The sequence below is a fragment of the Candidatus Pelagibacter sp. HIMB1636 genome, from assembly GCF_052047675.1.
GTDB lineage: Bacteria > Pseudomonadota > Alphaproteobacteria > Pelagibacterales > Pelagibacteraceae > Pelagibacter.
Genome location: NZ_JBNAJP010000001.1, coordinates 863,781 through 886,924 on the forward strand (window position 1 = coordinate 863,781; position 23,144 = coordinate 886,924).

The following is a 23,144-nucleotide window of genomic DNA, read 5'->3' on the forward strand; positions in this document are numbered from 1 at the left end:
TTGGGGTTAAATAGCAAATTAAATTAGTTTTATGAAGACTTAATTGTCATTAATTTGCATTGATTTTATTGAATTTTTAAAATTAAATACAATTTATAAGTTAAAAACCAAAAAAATAACAAAAATCGAATCAAATTAGAATGTCAAAAAAATTTCAAAGTATTTACGAAAATTCCATTCAAAACCCTGAAAAATTTTGGCAAGAAGCGAGTGGAGATATCTTTTGGTTTAAAAAACCAACAAAAATTTTAAATAAATCTAATCCTCCTTTCTATAAATGGTTCGAAGATGGTGTTACTAACACTTGTTATAATGCTCTCGACATTCATATTGACCAAGGAAGAGGACAAAAAACAGCTTTAATCTACGATAGTCCTATTACAGGCAATAAATCTAAGTTCACTTATGAAGAACTTAGAGCAAAAGTATCAAGATTTGCAGGTGCTTTAAAGCAAGAAGGTGTAAATAAAGGAGACAGAGTAATTATTTACATGCCGATGATCCCTGAGGCGGTAATTGCTATGCTTGGGTGTGCAAGAATTGGGGCCATACACTCTGTTGTTTTTGGTGGATTTGCCTCAAATGAACTTGCAAGCAGAATAGATGACAGTAAAGCAAAGTTATTAGTAACGGCTTCATGCGGTTTTGAGCCTGGAAGGACAGTTGAATACAAGCCTCTAGTAGAGGAGGCTATAAAAATAGCTAATCATAAAATTGAAAAGATGATTTTGTTCCAAAGACCAGGAAATGAAGTCAAATTAAATGCTTCAACAGAGATAAGTTGGGAAGAAGCAGTCTCAAATGCAAAAGATGCTGATTGTGTTGAGATGAATTCAAATGAGTTTGCTTACATTCTTTATACATCTGGAACAACAGGGACACCAAAAGGAATTGTAAGAGACACTGGTGGCCATATCGTTGCTCTTAAATGGACTATGAAGAATATCTACAATATTGATATTGATGATATTTGGTGGTCCGCAAGTGATATTGGTTGGATTGTTGGACACTCTTATATTGTTTATGCTCCATTGTTCAAAGGGTGCACTACAGTTTTATTTGAAGGAAAGCCTGTTGGAACTCCAGATGCAGGTGCTTTTTGGAAAATCATTTCTGATTATAAAGTAAAATCATTATTCACTGCACCAACTGCATTTAGAGCTATCAAGAAGGAAGATCCTGAAGGTAAATATTTCTCAAAATATGATTTATCTAGTTTTGAGAGCTTGTTCCTTGCTGGAGAAAGAGCTGACCCAGATACAATCAAGTGGGCTGAAAATTTATTGAAGGTTCCTGTCATTGATCACTGGTGGCAAACTGAGACAAGTTGGGCAATCAGCTCAAATTGCACTGGTATTGAAATGATGGAGACCAAATATGGCTCAGCTTGCAAGGCTGTTCCTGGATATGATGTTAAAATCATTAAACCAGATCAATCTTTAGCTAAACCAAATGAAATGGGAGATATAGTTGTAAAACTACCTTTGCCTCCTGGAACATTCCCTACCCTTTGGAATGCAAATCAAAGATATAAAGAAAACTATATGACTAATTATGAGGGTTATTATCAAACATATGATGCGGGACATATTGATGATGATGGTTATATTTGGATCATGTCTAGAACAGATGATATTATTAATGTTGCTGGTCACAGATTATCAACTGGTGCAATTGAAGAAGTATTGTCTGAAAATCAGTCAGTTGCAGAATGTGCTGTTCTTGGAATTGCAGACAAATTAAAAGGTCAATTACCAATTGGTTTAGTAGTTTTAAAATCTGGTGTTGAAAAAGATAATGAAACTATCTCAAAAGAATGTGTGCAAATGGTAAGAGATAAAATTGGCCCTGTTGCTGCATTTAAGACTGTTATTGTTATAAAAAGATTACCAAAAACTAGATCAGGAAAAATTTTAAGAGGAACAATAAGAAAAATTGCAGATGGTGTTGAATATAAAATTCCACCAACAATAGATGATCCAGCAATTTTAGATGAAATTAAAGAAAACTTAGTTCAAAATGGAATTATAAAATAATGCTTAAAACTTATTTGATCTTAATTGCTGCAACTATATTTGAAGTTTCAGGAACAATGCTATTACCTGTTACAAAAGGTTTTACTAAACCAGTTCCAACAGGTGCTTTAATATTTTTTTATGTTTGTGCATTTTTTTGTCTCTCAATAGTGGTTACTAAACTTCCGTTAGCTGTAGTTTATGCAACATGGTGTGGTTTGGGAATATTTACAATTGCTATACTTGGATATATTTTTTACGGACAGTCTTTAAGCTGGCAGGTTGTTTTGGGTATGTTCTTAATCGTATTGGGATTAACTCTTGTAAATATTTATTCCTCTAAAACAATCAACTAAAAACTAAAGGGGTGCCTTCTGGGTCTCCTAAAATTTTCCCATCTTGCATTTTAATTTTTCCTGCAATGATAGTATGGGTAGGTGTTCCTTTAAATTTAAATCCATTAAATGGAGACCATTTACATTTACTTTCAATATTTTCATTTTTAATTTCAATTGTTTTATTCATATCGACAATTGTAAAGTCAGCATCATATCCTTCTTTGATAAACCCTTTATTTTTTATACCAAAAATTTTAATTGGATTTTCACAAACAAAGTTAACCAACTGATTTAAACTAAGCTTTCCATCATTGATATGATTTAACATTACTGGCATTAAAGTTTGAACACCTGGCATCCCTGAAGGAGTATTAGGGTAAACTTTATCTTTATTTTCTTTTAAATGAGGTGCGTGATCTGATCCAATAGTATCATTGAAATTATTTCTAACACCATACCACAGTCTATCATAATGAGATTTGTCTCTTAATGGCGGGTTCATCTGAGCATATGTTCCAAGTTTGTCATAACAATCTGGAGCATAAAGAGTTAAATGCTGTGGAGTTATCTCAAAAGTAATGTTTCCTTTATGCTGAGAAAGAAAATCAATTTCTTCTTTGGTTGTTATATGAAGAACGTGAGCTTTTTTCTTATGTTTTTCTGCAATTCTTACAATTCTTCTTGTAGATGCTATAGCACACTCAGCACTTCTCCATACTGGATGTGTGTGAACATCTCCTTCTTTAATTAGTTTTTTATTAATTTTTAATATCGCTTCATCTTCAGAATGAACTGCAACAACTTTTGAAGCGTTTTGAAAAACTTTGTCTATATCATCTTCTTCAGCAACTAATAAATTTCCCGTGGAAGATCCAGCAAAAAGTTTAATTCCACAACATCCCTCTAACTCCTTTAAGCTTGCTAAATCATCTGCATTATCAGCAGTAGCACCAAAGTAAAAAGCGTAATTGCAATACATTCTATTTTTAGCGAGATCTAGTTTTCTTTGAAACTCTTTCATGTTTGAAGTTGGAGGATTAGTATTAGGCATTTCAAATACACTAGTAATCCCTCCAGCTATTGCCGCCCTACTTCCTGAATGAAGATCCTCAGTATCAGTTGATCCAGGTTCTCTAAAATGTGTTTGGGTATCTATACAGCCAGGTAGAACCGTTTGACCTTTAGCATTAATTGTTTCTTTTGCTTGATCTGAAATTTGACCAATCTTTTGAATTTTCCCATCTTTTATTGCAACATCAACGTTTTTTAATTCACCATCGATGTAACATTCTCCATTTTTGATTAAAAGATCTAACATTCTGAGAAATTGTTATTATATTACAATCTATAATTAATCAATTATGAATATTAAAAATGTTTATATTTTAGAAGACAGATCAATTCTTTACATAAGTGGAGAAGATGCAAAAAGTTTTTTACAAAATCTTATCAGTAACGACGTAGATAAAGTAAATGAACATAATAGTTGTTTTACATCTTTATTAACTCCACAAGGGAAATTTTTATACGAATTTATAATTGTAAAACATAAATCAGGTTATCTTTTAGATTGTGAAAAGTATCAAGCAGATGGATTGTTTAAGCAGTTATCTCTATATAAGCTAAGATCTAAAGTTGAAATACTTAACCTAAGTAATGAATTCGTTGTGGCAGCTTTTTCTCATGAAAAATTTTTGAAATTTGATGATGCAAAAGATCAATCAGGATTTACTATTAAATATAGAGAAGATCCTATTTTTTTAGATCCAAGAAATAAACAATTAGGAGCAAGATTAATCATTAATTTAGAAAAACTTTACTTATCTTTAAAAAAGCTAGATCTTCATGATGCAAATATAAATGAATACTATTATCATAGCCATAGTCTTGGAATAGTTCCAAAAGATTTAAACAAATTACAAGACAAATTATTTGGTATTGAATGTAATTTTGAAGAACTAAATGGAATTGATTTTAAAAAAGGCTGTTATGTTGGCCAAGAAAACACAGCTAGAATTAAATTAAAAAATAAACTTTCAAAAAGATTAATGCCTATAAAGATAATTTATGGAAAATTAAATGAAGGAGAAATTATTTTTAATAATGAAAATGAAATCGGTAAAGTACTAATAAATAATGATTACCCTTTCGCTTTAATCAAATTTTTAGATGAAAACTTTGATGAAAAACTTGAATTTAAAACTAAAGAAGCTTCAATAAGCATAAAAAAACCTAATTGGATTAGTTAAATAGAAATTTGGTGCGGTCGGAGAGACTCGAACTCTCATGGACTAGGTCCACACGGCCCTCAACCGTGCCTGTCTACCAATTTCAGCACGACCGCAATATGTCCCATAATAAATGAATGACAATTATGTTTCAAATTGGTAAAAAACTTCATGGAATTTACACAGGAAGTACGTAAAGCAACAGATCCTATTTACCAAAAAATTTCAAAGGTAATGCCTGAGATTGAATGGTCAGTGCATGCACCATACATACATAAAATCAATAAATTAAAAAAAGAAAAGAATGCAGTAATTTTAGCTCACAACTATCAAACACCAGAGATTTATCATGGTGTTGCTGATTTCTCTGCAGACTCACTTGCACTAGCTATAGAGGCCTCAAAAACTTCAGCAGATATAATTTTAATGGCAGGAGTTCATTTTATGGCTGAAACTGCAAAATTAATGAGCCCTAATAAAAAAGTAATTTTACCTGATATGGATGCGGGCTGTTCTTTATCATCTTCAATCACTGGTAAAGATGTGAGATTACTAAAAGAGAAGTACCCAGGTGTTCCAGTAGTATCATATGTAAATACCTCGGCTGAAGTAAAAGCTGAAACAGATGTTTGTTGTACATCAGCAAACGCAGTTAAAATTGTTAAATCACTTGGAGTAAAAAAGGTAATATTTTTACCTGACGATTATTTAGCTAAATATGTTGCTTCTCAAACAGATGTTGAAATTATTTCTTGGAAAGGAATTTGTATAGTACACGACCAGTTTAATAAAAAAGAAATTGAAGATATTAGAAAAAATAATCCTGGAATAAAAATTATTGCTCATCCAGAGTGTCCACCAGATGTAATCGAGGCAAGTGATTTTGCAGGATCGACTTCTGGAATGATTAAATATGTAAAAGATAATCAACCAAAAAAAGTAATGATGGTTACTGAATGTTCAATGAGCGATAACATTCAAGTTGAAAATCCAAACGTAGATTTTGTTAAACCATGCAATATGTGTCCACATATGAAAAAGATCACTTTACCTAAAATTTTAGATTGTTTGGAAAACGAAACTGGCGAAATTATAATGGATAAAGAAACAATTGAAAAAGCAAGAATTTCTGTAGAGAGAATGGCAGCTATTGGCAGATAATTAAGTGTCAAAAATAAAATTAAGCAATGAATTTATTAAAAGTACTGTTAAGTTAGCTCTAAACGAAGATCTTTATCCTTCAGGTGATATCACTTCAGCACTAATTAATAACGATAAAATTGTTACCGTTAAATTAATATCAAATCAAAATGCAATTGTTGCTGGATTATTATTTGTTAAACAAACTTTTTCCTTAATTGATAATAAAATAAAATTTATTGTTAAAAAAAAAGATGGCTCAAAGATTAAAAAAGGTTCTTTAGTTGCTTTGATAAAAGGTAAGGCAAAAAATATTTTGATTGCTGAAAGAGTTGCTCTAAATTTTTTGTCACATATTTCTGGTATAGCAACAAAGACGAATGAATTTGTAAGATTAGCTGGAAAAAAAACTAAAATTTGTTGCACTAGAAAAACAATTCCAAATCTTAGAGTAATTCAAAAGTATGCTGTGAAATTAGGAGGGGGTACGAACCATAGATTTAATTTAAGTGATGAATATCTAATAAAAGACAATCATATCGCAAGTTCAGATTTAAAAAATTTAGTTATAAAAGCAATTAAAAATAAAAGAGGAAAAAAAATTACAGTAGAGGTTGATACAATTGATCAACTTAGATCAATTTTAGGGTTAAAATTTAATACTGTTCTACTAGATAATATGAATTTAAAAAATTTAAAAATTGCAGTTAAAATTGCTAAAAAATATTACGAAACAGAAGCCTCTGGAAATGTTGATTTGAAAACTGTCAAAGCAATTGCCTCAACAGGAGTAAATAGAATTTCTATAGGAAGCATTACTCATAGTGCTAGTGCTGTTGACTTTAAGTTAGAAATTTAACTTACAAACTTAGATAGATCAGGTTTAAAATAGTTAGGACCTTTCATAACTTTCCCAGCTTCATTATAAATAGGTTTTCCATTTTCATCTAATTTGCTCATATTTGAGTTTTGAACTTCCTCAAAACATTTATCTAAATCAATTCCAAAGGCATGACCTGCTCCATAAGTAACATATAGAATATCAGTCAAAGCATCAGCAACTTCTAGTAAATCTTTATTATTCATAGCTTCAGTAAGCTCATCTAACTCCTCTTTGATTAGATCTAATCTTAATTTATTTATCTTATCAGTGCTAAAAGATGGCTTAGTTTTAACATCTTGACCAAAGGTTTTCATAAAAGTTCCAACTTTACTAAAATTCGACATATTGCTCCTGTATGTTTTTAAAAATTTATTGTATTAATATAATTATTTGTACTTAAAAAATTAATCAATGAAATTAAGAAAAGAATTTGACAGTATTGGAAGTATAAGTGTACCCAATGACAAATACTGGGGTGCCTCAACGCAGAGATCAAATAAATTTTTTAACATTGGTAAAATTTTAGTAAATATCTCAATAATAAAATCTATTGCTATTATTAAAAGATCAGCAGCTATAGTTCATGCTAAAGATAAATTAATTAGTGGTAAGATTTCAAAAGCAATTATTAAAGCTTCAGACGAAGTTATTAATGGAAAATTAGATGAAAATTTTCCTTTAAAAGTTTGGCAAACAGGCTCTGGAACTCAAACAAACATGAATGTAAACGAGGTAATTGCCAATAGAGCTATAGAAATTTTAGGGGGAAAGAAAGGAACTAAAAAACCTGTACATCCAAATGATCATGTAAACAAATCTCAATCTACTAATGATGTTTTTCCAACTGCAATGCACATTTCTGTAGCGACACAAACTTTTTCTAAAATGTTGCCAAGTTTGAAAATCTTAGAAAAAGAATTAAAGAAAAAATCTATAGAATTTAAAAAAATAGTTAAAATTGGTAGAACTCATCTTCAAGATGCAACTCCCTTGTCTCTTGGTCAAGAGTTTTCTGGATATCATGCTCAATTAAAAAAATGTATTGAAAGAATCGAATACGCATTAAAAGAAATTCTATTTTTAGCTCAAGGGGGAACAGCTGTTGGAACAGGAATAAACTCAAAAAAAAATTTTGATAAAAAAATTGTTAAAGAAATTTCAAAATTTACTAAAATAAAATTTAAACCTGCACCAAATAAATTTGCTGAACTTGCAGCACACGATGCAATAGTAAATTTTTCAGGAACATTGAACACATGTGCTGTTGCATTAATGAAAATTTCAAATGATATCAGATTTTTAGGATCTGGACCTCGAGCTGGATACGGAGAACTAATATTACCTGAAAATGAACCTGGCTCATCAATAATGCCTGGAAAAGTAAATCCAACTCAGTGTGAAGCAGTTACGATGGTATGTGCAAACGTAATTGGAAATCACAATGGAATTACAATGGCGGGATCACATGGTCATTTTCAATTGAATGTATTTAAACCATTAATTGCCCATAACATTTTACAATCTATTGACTTATTAGCTGACAGTACAAAAAATTTTGCTCTTTATTGTGTTAAAGGAATTAAAGCTAACAAAAAGAGAATAAAGGAGCATTTAGATAATTCTTTAATGTTAGTAACAGCTTTAGCTCCGCATATTGGCTATGATAATGCTGCAAAAATTGCGAAGACAGCTTTGAAGAACAATACAACACTTAAATATGAAACATTAAAAACAGGATTAATTAGTGAAAAAGACTATGAGCGAATTGTTGATCCTAAGAAAATGATTTATCCTACATAGTTTTTTATTACTTCATTCAATAAATTTTTTAAATAAATTTTATTTTGTAGATTATTTTCTTTTAGTAAAATTTCTTCAAAAGTATAATTAGATTTTTCAAGTGTTTTTCCATCAACCTTGATATTGTTAACTTTTATATTTTTTTCATCAAACAAATAAGTGAAATTAACATTGACTTTACTAATTTTTTTTCTCAATTTTTTTGGAGTAAGCAAGAACTTATAAAGTTCATTTATATTATTTATATTAATTTCAACGTTTGAATCTAAAATTAATTTTCCTTCTTTAACAAATATTAAGCTATCTAAAAACTCAAAATCAATATTGTTTTTCCATGTCATTTTAGATTGATCAATATCCACTAAACCTTCTTGAATTTTTGATTTTATTAAAATATTTTTAAAATCATCAAATTGTTTAATGCTGTTTCCAGAAATGATTAAATAAAAATCAATATTTTTATTGTTTAAAATTTCAGTCTTTAAAAGCTCTTTAATTATTGCATTTGATGAAAACAAAGGGGAGAAATTTAGTTTATTCGTATTGCCTGTTATGTTTGAGTAAAAGGGTTTAAAATTAAATTTACCTGTGTAAGAAAACTCTGGATTTTGTAATTTATCAAAAAATTTAAACTCAAACAAATTATCATTTAATTTATACTCAAATAAACTTTTTGTGTTTATTAAATTTATTTCAGAAAAACCTAAATAATTTGTATCATCATATGAAGTTTGATTGTTTATTTCGAGTCTTAAAGTTTCTATATTTATTTTAGAATGTATTGTTTTTTCAATTTTATCATCAAAAACTTTGATTGAATAAGGTAAATTAAATATCTCATTATTTGCATCAAGTATATTTTTAGTTTCCCTAGGATCAAAAAAAAATTTTGCATTTTTGATATTATTAATAAATAAAACTTCATTTTCTAAACTTCTATAAAAAACATTACTTTTTAATATTTCAAATTTGAAATCATTAAAATTACCATCTAGTAGATTATAAAAAAAATTATAATTTTCTTTATTTAAATTAAAATTTGCTTCTTCCAAGATGACGTGATTTAATTTGATGTTTTTTAAAGAAAACAAGTTTTCCAAAGAGACATAAACTTTAAATTTTTTTATTTCTGTAATTTCATCATCTTTAAAATTTATTGAGGAATTATATGAAGTAAAATGAGGTCTTGGTAAAAATTTATAATCTAATTCTTCTTGAAAATTAAACTCTAGGTTTAATTTGTTTTTTAAATTTTTTTTAATTTCTGAAGCTACTTCTTCTTTATTGTGAATATTTGGGAATGAAAGATATGATAAAAATAAAATAATTAGTGCGACAATAGATAAAAATATTTTGTTATTAATTAATAAACTTTTAAAATTATAAACATTTAACTTGTTTAAATTTTTCTCTAATAGATTATTAATAAATTTACTGAATTTTTTAAAAAAACTAGCAATAAATTTAAGATTATTCATTTTGGATGATAATCTTATAAAACATTATTTTGAATGATAAATAGAGAATATTTAAATAATTTGAATGAAGCACAAAAAGAGGCTGTAATGCATCTTGACGGTCCTCTTTTAATAGTAGCTGGTGCTGGTTCGGGAAAAACTAAAGTTCTAACATCAAGAATAGCAAATATAATTAAGGAAAAAAAAGCTTTTCCAAATCAAATTCTAGCGGTCACATTTACAAATAAAGCAGCTAAAGAAATGCAAAATAGAGTTAGTAAAATTTTAGGATCTGCTGATATTGGTCTGTCTTGGTTGGGAACTTTTCACTCAATATGTGCTAAATTATTAAGAAAACATGCTTCTGCCGCACAACTAAACTCAAATTTCACTATTATAGACACTGATGATCAGATTAGATTGATAAAAAATATATGCAAAGCAGAAAATATTGATATCAAACAATTATCTCCAAAATTTATACTTGCAATAATTGATAGATGGAAGAATAAAGGTTTTTATCCTGGAGAAGTAGTCATAAACAAAAAAGATATTTATGAGAAAACTGTCCTTCCATTATACAAAATATATCAACAAAAATTAACTGATTTAAATTCCTGTGATTTTGGTGATTTGATTTTACATACAGTAAAAATTTTAGAATTTAACCCTGATATTAGAGAAATATATTCTAAAAATTTCAAATATATTTTAGTTGATGAGTACCAAGATACAAATTTTATTCAAAGTAGATGGCTTAATCTTTTATCTGAAAAAAATAAAAATATTTGCTGTGTTGGTGATGATGATCAATCAATATATAGCTGGAGAGGTGCAGAGATCAAAAACTTTTTAGAATTTGATCAAGTTTATGAGAATACAAAAGTAATAAGATTAGAACAAAATTATAGATCTTCACAGAATATTTTATCAGTTGCTTCAAACCTAATTTCTAATAATCAAAATAGAGTTGGAAAAACATTAATTACAACAATGGAAGAAGGTGATTTGGTTCAATTAAACTGTTTTAAAAATGGTAAAGATGAAGCAGTTGGAGTTTCAGACGAAATTGAAAAAAAAATAAAAAAAAAATTTTCTTACAACAACATTGCAATTTTAGTTAGAGCCATTTTTCAAACACGTGAATTTGAAGAGCGATTTTTGAAAATTGGTATGCCCTACAGAATATTAGGTGGTACAAAATTTTATGAAAGAGCTGAGATTAAAGATTGTGTTGCATACTTAAGATTAATTCATCAAGAGAAAGATGACTTAGCTTTTGAGAGAATTGTTAACAATCCAAAAAGATCGATAGGTGATAGTACTTTAAAAAATATTCACGAGTTTGCTAAGGAAAATAATTTAAATTTAGAAAGAGCATCAATCAAAATGCTTGAGCAAAATTTAATTAAACCAAAAGCTAAAATTGGACTTAGCTTGTTTATTAATTCTCTAAACAAATGGAGAGATGATTTAATGATAAAGAAATCAAATCATATTAAGTTATTACAGATTGTTTTAGATGAGTCTGGTTATTCAGCAATGCTAAAAAATAAAAAAGATTTAGATAATGAAAATAGACTAGAAAATATCAAAGAGTTGTTAAGTGCTATGAAAGAATTTGATAATCTAGAAAGTTTTTTAGAACACGTATCTTTAGCAACCTCGGTAGATCAAGAATGGGATGGTGAAAAAATTAATATGATGACCATGCATGCAGCAAAAGGTTTAGAATTTGATGTTGTATTTTTACCTGGATGGGAAGAAGGATTGTTTCCACATCAAAAATCTATTGAAGAAAAAGGTCAAAATGGCCTAGAAGAAGAAAGACGTTTAGCGTATGTAGGAATTACAAGAGCAAAGAAGAAAGCTATAATTTCTTTCTCAATGAATAGATTTTACCAAGGGGATTGGATAGACAGTATGGCTTCGCGATTTATTGATGAATTACCAGAAAAACATTTAGAAAAAAATTCTTTTTTTGAAGAGGAAATTAACAATGATGATGATTTTGAGTTTAATCAGGATTTTGAAATTGATGAAGGGACAAGAAGTCCTGGGTGGATAAGATATCAAAAGAGAATTAAATGAGTAATCACATAAAAAAATTAAGAAGTAAATTTAAAAAATATGGAATTGATGGTTACATAATTCCAAAAAATGACGATTTTTTCACTGAATATTCAAAATTAAACCGATTAGAGGTTATTTCAAATTTTAGTGGGTCTGCTGGTTTAGCCATAATTCTTAAAAATAAAAATTATTTGTTTACAGATGGTAGATATACAATTCAAAGTAAAATTGAGAGTGGTAAAAATTTTAAAATTTATGGATTTGAAAAATTAATAAATTGTAATTTATTTAAAAATCTTACACTTGGTATAGATCCAAAGTTATTTACCAATACTCAAGTTAAAAATTATTTTTTAAAACATAACAAAATCAAATCTATTGAAAAAAATCTAATTGATGAAATTAAAAAACAGAAAAAACATACCTCTAAACCATTTTTTTCTTTAGATAAAAATATTGTAGGTGAAAGTATTTGTTCAAAATTAAATAAGATAGCTAAATATTTAAAAAAAAATAATTCCGATTATATTTTTATTAGTGCTCCAGAAAATGTAGCTTGGACTTTAAATATAAGAGGTAGAGATGGTCCTAACAGTCCAGTGCCCAATTCGAGATTAATAGTAAGTAAATCAAAAAAAATACTACTTATAAGTAATTTTAAAAAATGTAAGCAATTATTAAAACATAAAATTATTAATAAAGATGAATTATCAGATACAAACTCTCTACCAAGTAAAATACAACATCTTAAGGGAAAAAACTTTATTATTGATGATAAATCTTGTTCAATATTTTATGAAAATTTAATTAAGTCTAAATTTAAGATCATAAAAAGAGAAGATCCAGTTTATCTTTTAAAGGCAATCAAAAATAAATCTGAAATTAAAAATATGATTAATGCTCATATCTTAGATGGAATAGCATTAACTAAATTTTTATTTTGGATAAAAAAAATTAATAAAAAAAAAATTACAGAAGTAGAAGCAGCTAAAAAACTTGAAAATTTTAGAAAATTAAATAAAAATTTTCTCTATCCTAGTTTTGATACAATAGCAGGATCTGGCAAAAATGGTGCCATTGTCCATTATCGTGCAAAGAAGCAAAATTGCCGTGTTATAAATAAGAGGGATATTTTCCTTTGTGATTCTGGAGGCCAATACAAATATGGAACAACTGATGTAACAAGAACAATTTGTTTTTCAAAACAAAAACAAAACATCAAAAATATTTTTACCAAAGTTTTAAAAGGTCATATTGCTGTAGCTACGACCAATATTAATAAAGATAACACAGGAAAAAAAATCGACAAAAGAGCCAGAAAATTTCTTAATAGAAGTAACTTAGATTATGCGCATGGTACAGGACACGGTGTTGGTTTCTTTCTTAATGTTCATGAAGGGCCTCAATCGATTACAAAAATAAATACAGTAAAAATAAGAGAAGGTATGATTTTAAGTAATGAACCTGGGTATTATAAAACCAATGAATATGGAATTAGGATTGAAAATTTAGTTTATGTAAAAAAAACAAATAAAAATTTATCATTTTATAATTTAACACTGGCACCTATTGAGAAAGATTTAATAAATTTTGATCTACTAACAAATAATGAAAAAAACTATCTATTTAAATATCATTTAGAAGTTTATTCAAAGATATCTAAATATTTAAATCCAAATGAGAGAAAGTGGTTAGCTAGTTTTATTTAGCATTTTTAAAAATTCAACTTGGTCAATAACTTTTATTTTTAATTCTTTAGCATAATCCACTTTCTTCTTAGTTGGTTTTTCACCAATAATTAAGAAATTTAGTTTTTTAGATACACTGCTAATTGTTTTTCCTGAATTTTCCTCAATAAGAGATTTAACCTCAGCTCTACTAATTCCATCTAATTTCCCAGTAACTAAAAAAGTCATATTTTTTAATAAACCTTCGGTGGAAATTAAATTAGCATCTTTAATTAACAGAACTTTTTCTAATTCATTCAAAACTTTTTTGTTAGCTTCATTTGAAAAAAAACCCTTGATTGAATTAACTTGTGTTTCACCTATTCCATCAATATTTAGCAAATCTTCATAATTAGTTTTTTTGGATAAATTTTTAAACTCTGAAAATGAAACAAAATTTTTAGATAACAATTTTGCATTTTCTAAACCTATATGTCGTATTCCCAGAGAATATATAAATCTTTCTAAAGAAATAATTTTTTTTTGATCGATTGAATATTTTAAATTTTGAACAGAAAGTTTTCCCCAACCATCTAAATTTTCAATTTTTGTAAAATCTAAATTAAAAATATCTTGAGGATATTTTATGAATTTTAATTTCCAAAAATTTTCAACTATTTTTTTACCAAAACCATCTATATTAAAGGCTTCTTTTGAAACAAAGTGTTTTAATTTTTCAATTGATATTTTATCACAATAATAACCCTCACTAGAACATCTCCTGACAGCATCAATTTTTTTGGTTACCGTATTATATTCTTTTATTGTTTCAGATCCACATGATGGGCAATTTTTTGGAAAAATGAATTTTTGTGAATTTTGTGATCTTTTTTTTTTATCTACTGAAAGTATATGCGGTATTACATCGCCAGCTCTCTCAATAACTGCCTCATCACCTATCCTAATATCTTTTCGGATAATTTCATCTTCATTGTGTAAGGTTGCGTTTGAAACTACAACACCCCCTATATTAATTGGTTTAATTTTAGCAACTGGAGTTAATGCACCAGTTCTACCTATTTGAATTTCTATATCTAAAATTTTAGAAACTGCTTTGTTAGATGAAAATTTATGTGCAATAGCCCATCTAGGTGCATTTGCAACATTACCTAGTCTTTTTTGCATTGCAAAATCGTTAATTTTGTAAACTATTCCATCTATGTCTAAATCTATATTAGCTCTTTTTTTTTGAATTTCTTGATAATTTGTCATTAAATTTTTAACACCTGAAATTAACTTATTCATTGGATTTGTTTGAAATCCCCATTTATTTAATTTTTTAATAAAATCAGATTGATTATTAACGGTTAGTCCTTTTTCATAACCAAAAGTATAAGCAATAAATTTTAAGGGTATTTTTTTTGTCTCCTCTGGATTTTTTTGTCTAAGAGAACCAGATGCTGCATTTCTAGGATTGGCAAATTTTTCATTTAAACTTTTAAAATCACTATTTTGAATAAATACTTCACCCCTGATATCAATTTCCTCTGGAAAATCTTTGTGAACAACTTCTTTTGGTATATCTTTTAATGTCTTAAGGTTTTCAGTTATATCCTCGCCTTCTTTTCCATCTCCTCTTGAAAGACCTTTATAAAATTTACCATTCTTAAAAGTTAATGAAGCAGATATTCCATCAATTTTTGGCTCAGCACTATAAAAAATTTCAAAATCATTTTTTAATGACAAATAATTTTTAATTTTTTTTTCAAAATTAATTAAATCTTCTTCTGAAAAAGCGTTTCCTAAAGATAACATTGGCACTTTATGTGGTGCTTTTTTAAAATTTTTTGAAGGTTTAAAGCCTACTATTTTTGAAGGAGATAAATCTGATGTTAAAAAACTGTATTTCTTCTCTAATGATAAAATTTCATTTTTCAAAGTATCGAACTCTTGATCTGAAACTAATGGTTTATTTTTATCATAATAAAATTTATTGTATTTTTTTAATACACTTAGTTTTTTATTATATTCTTGGATTATTTCTTTATTCATTCAACTCTAATAAAGATTTAAATTTTTTAATAATTATACTTTTTTCTTTTTTTTCAGATTTATTTTTTTTATATCTTTTATTAAATACTGCATAAGAATTTTCATACCATTCAGAGGATTTATAGTTATACCCCAAAACTTTTGCATACTTTTTAGACTCGTCTGCAAGACCTATTGTATAATAAACTTCTACAAGCCTATGTAGAGCCTCTTCTACATATATAGTTGTATCATATTCATCTATTACAGTTCTAAAACGATTAATAGCTGGTATCCACTTTTTTTTATTAAAATAGTATCTTCCTAGATATATTTCTTTAGATGCTAGAATATCATTGATAAAGTCAACTTTAAATTCAGAGTCTAAAGCATAATCAGAGTTAGGAAATTTCTTTATAACGTAACTGAAAAATTCTTTTGACTTAACGATTGACTGTAAATCTTTCTTTTCATCTACGATTTGTTCGTAATAACAAATTCCTAACATGTAATACACATAATCAATATGTTTGTATTTTGGATATATTTTTAAAAATCTTTCCAATTCCCCTATCGCATCACCATAATAATCCTGAATATAATACGCATAAGATGCCATAAGAGCTGATTTTGGAGCCCATTCAGATTGAGGAAATAGGATCTCTGCTTCATTAAATTTTTTTGCAGCATACAAAACATCTCCTTTATTTAATGAATCTCTTCCTTCTCTATAAGCTTCCAGAACTTGAAGTTCTAAATTTTTCTCTGTTATTACTGACTCTTTAATATCTTCTTTGGAACAAGATAAAATCAGTAATAGGAAAATGATTGATAAATATCTATTAATTTTCATTATTAAATTATACTTCAATTAAATTAATTTGAAATTTATAAAAATCTTAAGCGATTTGTTTTAGGATATTTCTATTGATTAATGAATGTGGCAAGTTTTTTTCTTTAATTTCTATTATTGAAAAATTTTCTTTTTTTAGAAATACTTTTCTTAATAACTGGTTAGTAAGGTAGTGACCACCTTGTGAACATGTAATGCTTGCAACCATTCTATATCCAGATGTATATAAATCTCCAATACAATCCAAAATTTTATGGTTCACAAATTCTTTTTTATTTCTAAGTCCCTCAGGATTTAAAATTACTTTATCTTTTACTACCACAGCATTTTCAAGACTTCCGCCTTTAGCTAAGCCATTTTTTTTTATTATTTCAATATCTTCAAATAGACAAAAAGTTCTTGAATTGTAAACGTCAGTTAAATCATCCTCATATACTTTAAATTTATTTCTTTGAATTCCAATAAGAGGGTTTTTGTATCTAAGTTCAAAATCAATATCCAAACTCAAAGTTGATGGTTTGATATTTATAAATCGATCACCTTCCGAATAACTTATTTCTTTATTTATCTTAATTATTTTTATTGGAGATTGTGAAATTTCAATACCAGCTGAAATAATTTTTTCTATAAATATTTTTGCAGATCCATCTAATATAGGAACTTCCTCATTATCAATTTCGATTAAGGCATTATCTATCCCTAAACCAAATAATGCACACATTAAATGTTCAATAGTTGACACTTTAACACCAAATTCATTTTCAATTGTAGTGTTTAAAGATGTATTAGTAACATTCATAAAATTTGGATAAACTAAGTTGTTACTTTTTAAATCTATTCTTTTAAAAACTATACCATGGTTAGGTGGCGCAGGTTTAATGCTAACTTTCACATCTATACCACTGTGAAGAGATATTCCACTAAATGAAGTATTATCTTTAATAGTTTTTTGAGTTAAATAAGACACAGGATGATTTCTAATTTGAATGTTGAATTATTTAAAAACAACTATTGTTACAAGAAAAAACAAAATTAACTAAAAAATTGAAAAAATTTTTCGAAAAAGCCTTTCTTTTGAGAGGTTTTTGAAATTATACGAACTTCATTGATATTTGAACCACTTAACAATTTGTACGCTTTGTGTGAAATATCTAATTTTTCATCTTTATAAAAATCTTTTACATATGCTTTGTCTAAATAATTATTAACCTGAATTTGGTATCTTTTTAAAATGTTTTCAATCTCTAAAATAATTGTATTTGAAATAGAAATTAATTTAATTTCTAAAAATATTTCATCACAATTAATTTTATCTTTGAGAGATGAATAGCCAACACCATCTAGTATGTATTTATTTATTAACATATGCATTAGTTTGTATTGACTATAATTTTCTTGAAATAAATCTTTTGCATCTGAAAGTGTGTTTTCTAAAAATAAATTTGTAATATTTCCAGAATAATTTTTTGTTTTCAAACTTAAATCAAAGTTAAGGATTGAATTGTTTTCAATTATAACATTTATATTATTTACGAAGTTTCTTGCTACTTTTTCGATCTTAAAAATATTTTTTTCTAAAAACTCACTTAAAAGATTTAAATCTATTTTTTCTAAGTCAGTTTCATAATCAAATTCTCTCTTATATAAATTTTTAAAATTTTTTATATCTAACAAGTGTATTTCAAATTTTTTATGAGAAATAATTAAATAAGTTTCAAAGTCTATTACATCATTCATTTAAAATTATTATTTGATTTTTTATTCTAGCATCCAATATTTTTTTATTCTCTAATTCAATATTTTCTAAAAAAAATGATATTTTATCTAAAATTTCTTTATCAATTTTTTCAGGTAATTTAATTAATAAATTGTTAGTAAATTTTAAATCCCATCTATTAGATTTAAAGTAAAATAGAGATTCTATTTGTGAATAAACAATATTTGATTGATCAATAATTTTCTTTAATTCGAGTACCTCATTTAACTCTGGACTCCCAAATATGTACGGTAGTTGTATATTTGAAATATAATTGTTTGATAGTTTACCATTATTACCAACTAAAAAAAACTTTCCATTTTTATTGATCCGAGCAATAAAATTTGTCTTCTTTATATTAATATCAATTGAATGAGGATATTTTTTTATAACGTTATAATCTTCAACTAATGAATTGGACTCGATTATACTTTGAATTTTTTTTTTATTAATAAAAAAAATATTTTTTAAATCTAAATTATTTAAATTATAAAGTATTATTTTTCGATCACTTTCATCTAAACCAAAAATATTTATATTTTTAATTTTTTCAAATTTTAGATTGTTTATTGAATTATTATTTATAGAGCCCACTAAAACCAACAAAAAAAAGTAAATTAAGATTTTTTTACTTTTTCTTTGAGGCATCTTTCAAAATCCATTCAATTAATTTCAAAAAGCTTATTCCTTCATAAGAAGCTATTTCGGGTACGAGAGATAATTTTGTCATACCAGGTTGTGTGTTAATTTCTAATAGATAAAATCTACCCTTAAAATATTTAAAATCTGAACGTGTTACACCAGAACAACCAATAATCTGGTGTGCTTTAAAAGCAATATTCAATACTTGATTTAATTTTTTATTTGGTAAATCAACAGGTATTATATGTTTAGTTTTTGCATTTGTATTGTACTTTGCTTGATAATCATAAAAAGCTCTTTTGGGTTTTAATTCAATTGCTCCAAGTTTTTTATTACCCATAATTGCTACCTGAATTTCTCTTCCTCCAATAAATTCCTCAATCATAATTTTTTTGTAATCTTTTAATGATTTAATTTTTTGCGTTAGATTAGATTTGTTGCATATAAAAACATTAACACTTGAACCTTCATTTAAAGGTTTTATGACAACAGGAAATTTTAATTTTGACTGAATTTTTTTTATTAAGGTAGATGATTTATAACCATAATTATAAACAAAAAATTTTGGTGTATTAATTTTATTTTTTATAAAAATTTTTTTTGAAATTTCTTTATCCATAGCTAAAGATGAAGCAACAACACCAGAATGGGTATATGGAATTTTAAATTTCTCTAAAATACTTTGGATATATCCATCCTCTCCAAATTGACCATGCAATGCATTAAAAATTATATCAGGTTTAAATTTTTTGATATTTAAAGATAAAGATCTATCTGGTTCAGAAATCTGAATTTTATAACCATTTTTTTTCAGCTCTTTGGCAACCTGTTTACCTGTATCAAGACTTATTAATCTCTCCTTTGATATTCCACCTGAAAGTATTAGTATTTTTTTTTTCAATTTATTCTAAAATTTTAATTTCAGTTTCTAACTTTACACCTGTTTTCTCAAAAACATTTTTTGACACATATTCAATCAAACTCCTCATATCTTTAAATTTAGCATTACCTTTATTTACAAAAAAATTACAGTGTTTTTCTGAAATATATGCATCACCAAAAGAAATATCTAATGGAACAGACTCTTTTATTAGTTCCCAAACCTTTTTTTTAGATTGATCTAAAGGGTTTTTAAAAGTACTTCCGCTGGTTTTAATTCTTGTTGGTTGTGCTTTTTCTTTTTTTTCTTTTAAAAAATTCATTTCATTTTGGATTAATTCTTTTTCTTTCTTAAACCCTTTAAAGGAGGCGCTTAAAAAAATAAGGTCATCAGATAAACCGCTATCTCTGTATTTAAAATCTATATCTTTTGCAGGTATAGTTACTACCTGGCCAGATTTAGTAACTGCTTGAATCGAAATTAGAATATCTTTAAATTCTCTATTAAAACAGCCAGCATTCATTTTAATTCCACCACCAACTGTACCTGGTATACAAGACAAAAATTCAAAACCACCTAAACTATTTTCTAATGCAAATTCTGATAATGCTTTGTCACTAACAATACTTCCTGCAATAATTATATCATCTGACAGAACTGATAAATTATTAAAATTATTTGCAAGCTTGATTACTACACCGTCATATTTATCGTCAGTTATTAATGTGTTGGATCCTCCACCTAAGACAAAAATATTTTCTTTATTTTCTATAATTTTTAAAAATTTGATTAAATCTTTTAAATTATCTGCTTTAAAATAAATTTTAGTTTTACCACCAATATTAAACCAATTTTTTTTTTTTAAATCATAGTCTAGCTTAAGGTTTTGACCAAACTCTTCTGTTAGTTCTTTCAAATTAGTTTTCATTATAAATATTTAGGTAATTCTCTCATCCAGCTTGAAATTGAACCAGCACCCATACCAATGACAATTTTTTTTCCATAAATATTACTTTTTACATATTTTGCTAATTGCAATTGATCCTCGATCATCAATAATTCAACACTAGAATTTTTAATAATTTGTTTTGCGAAACTAAGATAACTAAATCCAAGTTTCATTTTTTCACCAGCATTATAAATCGGAAATAAAATTACTTTATCAGCATCTCTAAAAGCGTAAGTAAACTCTTTTTTTAAATCTTTTACTCTTGATATTCTATGGGGTTGAAAAATACATATCTTCTCATAACCTTTATAAACTTTCATTACCCCATTAAGTACTTCTCTTATCTCGGTTGGGTGATGTGCATAGTCATCAAAAAAATCAACATTATTAAAAGAAAAAATCTTATTAAATCTTCTTTGAACACCTTTAAAATTTTTAAGTCCTTTTTTTATATCAAATATTGATATTCCAACAGTCAACGATACCGCAAGAGCCGCAACTGCATTTTTAATATTATGATTTCCAAGTAGAGGGATTGTGATATTTTTTAAATATCGATTTTTTTTATTTGGTAATTTTATTAATAAATCAAATTTTGAAAATTCTTTAAATTGATTTATATTTTTTATAGAAAAGTTTGATTTAGGGTCTTCACCGTATGTATAGAAATTTTTCTTTTTAATATTTTTTATTAGATTTTTGTTATTCTTATCATCTAAACAGATAAATGATTTTCCAAAAGATGGAACCTTCTCAACAAAATCAATAAAATATTTATTTAATTTTTTCATCGAATTATAAAAATCCATGTGCTCTCTATCAATGTTAGTGATAATTGAGTAAGTTGGAGGAATAAATATAAAGCTACCATCAGACTCGTCAGCTTCTAATATAGACCAATCACTTTTACCTAATTTTGCTGTATTATTTATCGAATTTATAATTCCTCCATTAATAATAGTTGGGTCTATTTTTGTATTCTGAAAAATTGATGCAATTAAAGAAGTAGTTGTTGTTTTACCGTGAGATCCAACGACAACAATATTTTTAGAAAGAGACACAATGTTTGCTAGCATTTCTCCTCTTTTGTATATTGGTAGACCTTTTGATTTTGCCTCAATTAATTCTGGGTTATTTTTTTTAATTGCAGAAGATACAACCAGAATTGTAGCCTTATTTATATTCTGTTTTTTATGTCCAACATAAACTTTGATTTTTTCTTTTCTAATTCTATTAATATTTTTATTATTTGAAATATCACTTCCTTGAACTTTAAAACCCTTTCTTTTCATTATCATTGAAAGGCCACTCATCCCTATCCCACCTATACCAACAAAATGAATGACCTCTGATTTAGCTAATTCAATTTTCATTTAAAATTTCCAATAAATTTTGATTAACATTATTCCAAGTATTTTGATAATTTAATTTTTTTAAATTTTCTTTTTTTGCAACATAATCCTCATCTTTCTTTGATATTTTCAACAATAATTCTTCAAATTTATTTTTATCAAATTTTTTTTGATCAATTATCCAACAACAATTTTTATCATAATAATATTTAGCATTTTCATATTGATGATTATCCTTGGAACTAGGAAGTGGCACAGCTATAAAAGGAATATTCATTAATGACATTTCAGCTAAGCTTGAAGCACCTGACCTTGATATACATAAATCAGACTGTTTCATGAGTTCATTTAAATTTTGATCAAAACTAAAAACATTGCTTTCTATATTATTAATTTTATAAAAATTTTTTAAATAGTTTATATTTTTTTGACTAGTTTGATGGATTACATTAATTAAGCAAGATTTTGAGACACTCAAAATTGATTCATTGACAAGTGTATCAAAAATTTTAGCTCCTTGACTACCTCCAATAATCATAATGGTAAACAAATTTACATCTTTTTTATATAAATTTGATTCATAATATTTTTTTCTTATAAAAGGTTTTGAAATTTTTTTCTGTTTTTCAAATTTTTTTGGATAATTTTTTAAGTTTTTTGAATAACAAATTAATTTTTTAGAAAAATTTAAAAAAAATTTATTCGCTCTTCCTAAAACCATATTTGGTTCAATTAAAAAAATTTTAATATTTAGAATTTTTGCTGCTAAACATAAAGGTAAGGACATGTACCCACCCGTTGAAATTAAGTAAGAAATTTTTTCTTTTTTTAATATTTTTAGAGAATAAATTATTAATATTAAGACTTTAAATAATTTAAAAGGAAAAAGTATTAAACGATTAAACTGAGGTGTATCTATTAAAATAGATCTATAATCATTTTTTTCTAAATATTTTAATCCTCTAGAATCTGTTGAGATTATTGTGTCATATTTTTCTTTTAAATGGTCATGAATTGTAATTGCAGGAATAACATGTCCTCCAGAACCTCCAGTGGAAATTAATACTTTTTCTCTCACTT

20 protein-coding genes and 1 tRNA gene are annotated in these 23,144 nt (G+C 26.6%); 8 read left to right on the top strand and 13 right to left on the bottom strand.

From position 1 onward, the window contains the following. The first annotated feature begins 140 nt into the window (after positions 1-140). Both ACTTA6_RS04605 and ACTTA6_RS04610 read left to right on the top strand, forming a co-directional pair. Complete coding sequence (locus ACTTA6_RS04605) at positions 141-2,036, top strand: propionyl-CoA synthetase (RefSeq protein ID WP_440613894.1); 1,896 nt, start codon at positions 141-143, stop codon at positions 2,034-2,036. Then, positions 2,036-2,371, top strand: a complete 336-nt coding sequence (locus tag ACTTA6_RS04610; RefSeq protein WP_262589656.1) for a DMT family transporter — start codon at positions 2,036-2,038, stop codon at positions 2,369-2,371. Before ACTTA6_RS04605 ends, ACTTA6_RS04610 begins: the two co-directional genes overlap by 1 nt. On the opposite strand, the gene ACTTA6_RS04615 is transcribed toward ACTTA6_RS04610, so the two are convergent. Beyond that, complete coding sequence (locus ACTTA6_RS04615; RefSeq protein WP_440613893.1) at positions 2,364-3,671, bottom strand: dihydroorotase; 1,308 nt, start codon at positions 3,669-3,671, stop codon at positions 2,364-2,366. The genes ACTTA6_RS04610 and ACTTA6_RS04615 overlap by 8 nt on opposite strands. 43 nt (positions 3,672-3,714) lie before the next feature. Here ACTTA6_RS04615 and ygfZ point away from each other — a divergent pair, with 43 nt between their 5' ends. Next, positions 3,715-4,602, top strand: a complete 888-nt coding sequence (gene ygfZ / locus ACTTA6_RS04620; protein ID WP_440613892.1) for a CAF17-like 4Fe-4S cluster assembly/insertion protein YgfZ — start codon at positions 3,715-3,717, stop codon at positions 4,600-4,602. Positions 4,603-4,611: 9 nt separating this feature from the next. On the opposite strand, the gene ACTTA6_RS04625 is transcribed toward ygfZ, so the two are convergent. After that, positions 4,612-4,697 (bottom strand) — tRNA-Leu (locus tag ACTTA6_RS04625). Between the two features lie 55 nt (positions 4,698-4,752). Between ACTTA6_RS04625 and nadA the strand changes: the two genes are divergently transcribed. Together nadA and nadC are read left to right on the top strand one after the other, a co-directional pair. Then, positions 4,753-5,742 (top strand): quinolinate synthase NadA, encoded by a 990-nt coding sequence (gene nadA, locus ACTTA6_RS04630; RefSeq protein WP_440613891.1) that lies wholly within the window; start codon positions 4,753-4,755, stop codon positions 5,740-5,742. A 4-nt stretch (positions 5,743-5,746) separates the two neighbouring features. Further along, complete coding sequence (gene nadC / locus ACTTA6_RS04635; protein WP_440613890.1) at positions 5,747-6,580, top strand: carboxylating nicotinate-nucleotide diphosphorylase; 834 nt, start codon at positions 5,747-5,749, stop codon at positions 6,578-6,580. Here the strand turns inward: nadC and ACTTA6_RS04640 are convergent. After that, positions 6,577-6,948, bottom strand: coding sequence for a phosphoribosyl-ATP diphosphatase (locus tag ACTTA6_RS04640; RefSeq protein WP_440613889.1), 372 nt, complete (start codon positions 6,946-6,948; stop codon positions 6,577-6,579). The two genes, nadC and ACTTA6_RS04640, sit on opposite strands and share 4 nt — an antisense overlap. A 67-nt stretch (positions 6,949-7,015) precedes the next feature. Between ACTTA6_RS04640 and fumC the strand changes: the two genes are divergently transcribed. Then, positions 7,016-8,404 carry a class II fumarate hydratase gene (gene fumC / locus ACTTA6_RS04645; RefSeq protein WP_440613888.1) on the top strand — a complete coding sequence of 463 codons (1,389 nt, stop codon included), beginning with the start codon at positions 7,016-7,018 and terminating at the stop codon, positions 8,402-8,404. On the opposite strand, the gene ACTTA6_RS04650 is transcribed toward fumC, so the two are convergent. Further along, on the bottom strand, positions 8,392-9,882 hold the full coding sequence (locus ACTTA6_RS04650) for a hypothetical protein (RefSeq protein ID WP_440613887.1): 1,491 nt from the start codon (positions 9,880-9,882) through the stop codon (positions 8,392-8,394). The two genes, fumC and ACTTA6_RS04650, sit on opposite strands and share 13 nt — an antisense overlap. A 33-nt stretch (positions 9,883-9,915) precedes the next feature. Between ACTTA6_RS04650 and ACTTA6_RS04655 the strand changes: the two genes are divergently transcribed. Both ACTTA6_RS04655 and ACTTA6_RS04660 read left to right on the top strand, forming a co-directional pair. Continuing rightward, entirely contained in the window at positions 9,916-11,952 is a 2,037-nt protein-coding gene (locus ACTTA6_RS04655; RefSeq protein WP_440613886.1) for an ATP-dependent helicase, read from the top strand. Further along, positions 11,949-13,643, top strand: coding sequence for a M24 family metallopeptidase (locus tag ACTTA6_RS04660; protein ID WP_440613885.1), 1,695 nt, complete (start codon positions 11,949-11,951; stop codon positions 13,641-13,643). The genes ACTTA6_RS04655 and ACTTA6_RS04660 overlap by 4 nt, the downstream gene beginning before the upstream one ends. On the opposite strand, the gene ligA is transcribed toward ACTTA6_RS04660, so the two are convergent. The 9 genes from ligA to ACTTA6_RS04705 all read right to left on the bottom strand — a co-directional run bounded on the left by ligA (position 13,626) and on the right by ACTTA6_RS04705 (position 23,142). Then, positions 13,626-15,653: an NAD-dependent DNA ligase LigA gene (gene ligA / locus ACTTA6_RS04665; RefSeq protein WP_440613884.1), complete on the bottom strand. Its 2,028-nt coding sequence runs from the start codon at positions 15,651-15,653 to the stop codon at positions 13,626-13,628. The genes ACTTA6_RS04660 and ligA overlap by 18 nt on opposite strands. Next, on the bottom strand, positions 15,646-16,485 hold the full coding sequence (locus ACTTA6_RS04670) for an outer membrane protein assembly factor BamD (protein WP_440613883.1): 840 nt from the start codon (positions 16,483-16,485) through the stop codon (positions 15,646-15,648). Before ACTTA6_RS04670 ends, ligA begins: the two co-directional genes overlap by 8 nt. A gap of 46 nt (positions 16,486-16,531) precedes the next feature. Continuing rightward, entirely contained in the window at positions 16,532-17,452 is a 921-nt protein-coding gene (gene lpxC / locus ACTTA6_RS04675) for a UDP-3-O-acyl-N-acetylglucosamine deacetylase (RefSeq protein ID WP_440613882.1), read from the bottom strand. Positions 17,453-17,517: 65 nt separating this feature from the next. Then, positions 17,518-18,222 (bottom strand): hypothetical protein, encoded by a 705-nt coding sequence (locus ACTTA6_RS04680; protein ID WP_440613881.1) that lies wholly within the window; start codon positions 18,220-18,222, stop codon positions 17,518-17,520. Continuing rightward, complete coding sequence (locus ACTTA6_RS04685) at positions 18,215-18,889, bottom strand: cell division protein FtsQ/DivIB (RefSeq protein WP_440680386.1); 675 nt, start codon at positions 18,887-18,889, stop codon at positions 18,215-18,217. Before ACTTA6_RS04685 ends, ACTTA6_RS04680 begins: the two co-directional genes overlap by 8 nt. Then, on the bottom strand, positions 18,870-19,784 hold the full coding sequence (locus tag ACTTA6_RS04690) for a D-alanine--D-alanine ligase (RefSeq protein WP_440613880.1): 915 nt from the start codon (positions 19,782-19,784) through the stop codon (positions 18,870-18,872). The genes ACTTA6_RS04685 and ACTTA6_RS04690 overlap by 20 nt, the downstream gene beginning before the upstream one ends. 1 nt (position 19,785) lies before the next feature. Then, entirely contained in the window at positions 19,786-20,691 is a 906-nt protein-coding gene (murB, locus tag ACTTA6_RS04695; protein WP_440613879.1) for a UDP-N-acetylmuramate dehydrogenase, read from the bottom strand. Continuing rightward, positions 20,691-22,085, bottom strand: coding sequence for a UDP-N-acetylmuramate--L-alanine ligase (murC, locus tag ACTTA6_RS04700; protein WP_440613878.1), 1,395 nt, complete (start codon positions 22,083-22,085; stop codon positions 20,691-20,693). The genes murB and murC overlap by 1 nt, the downstream gene beginning before the upstream one ends. Continuing rightward, entirely contained in the window at positions 22,075-23,142 is a 1,068-nt protein-coding gene (locus tag ACTTA6_RS04705) for a UDP-N-acetylglucosamine--N-acetylmuramyl-(pentapeptide) pyrophosphoryl-undecaprenol N-acetylglucosamine transferase (protein WP_440613877.1), read from the bottom strand. The genes murC and ACTTA6_RS04705 overlap by 11 nt, the downstream gene beginning before the upstream one ends. Positions 23,143-23,144 lie beyond the last annotated feature (2 nt).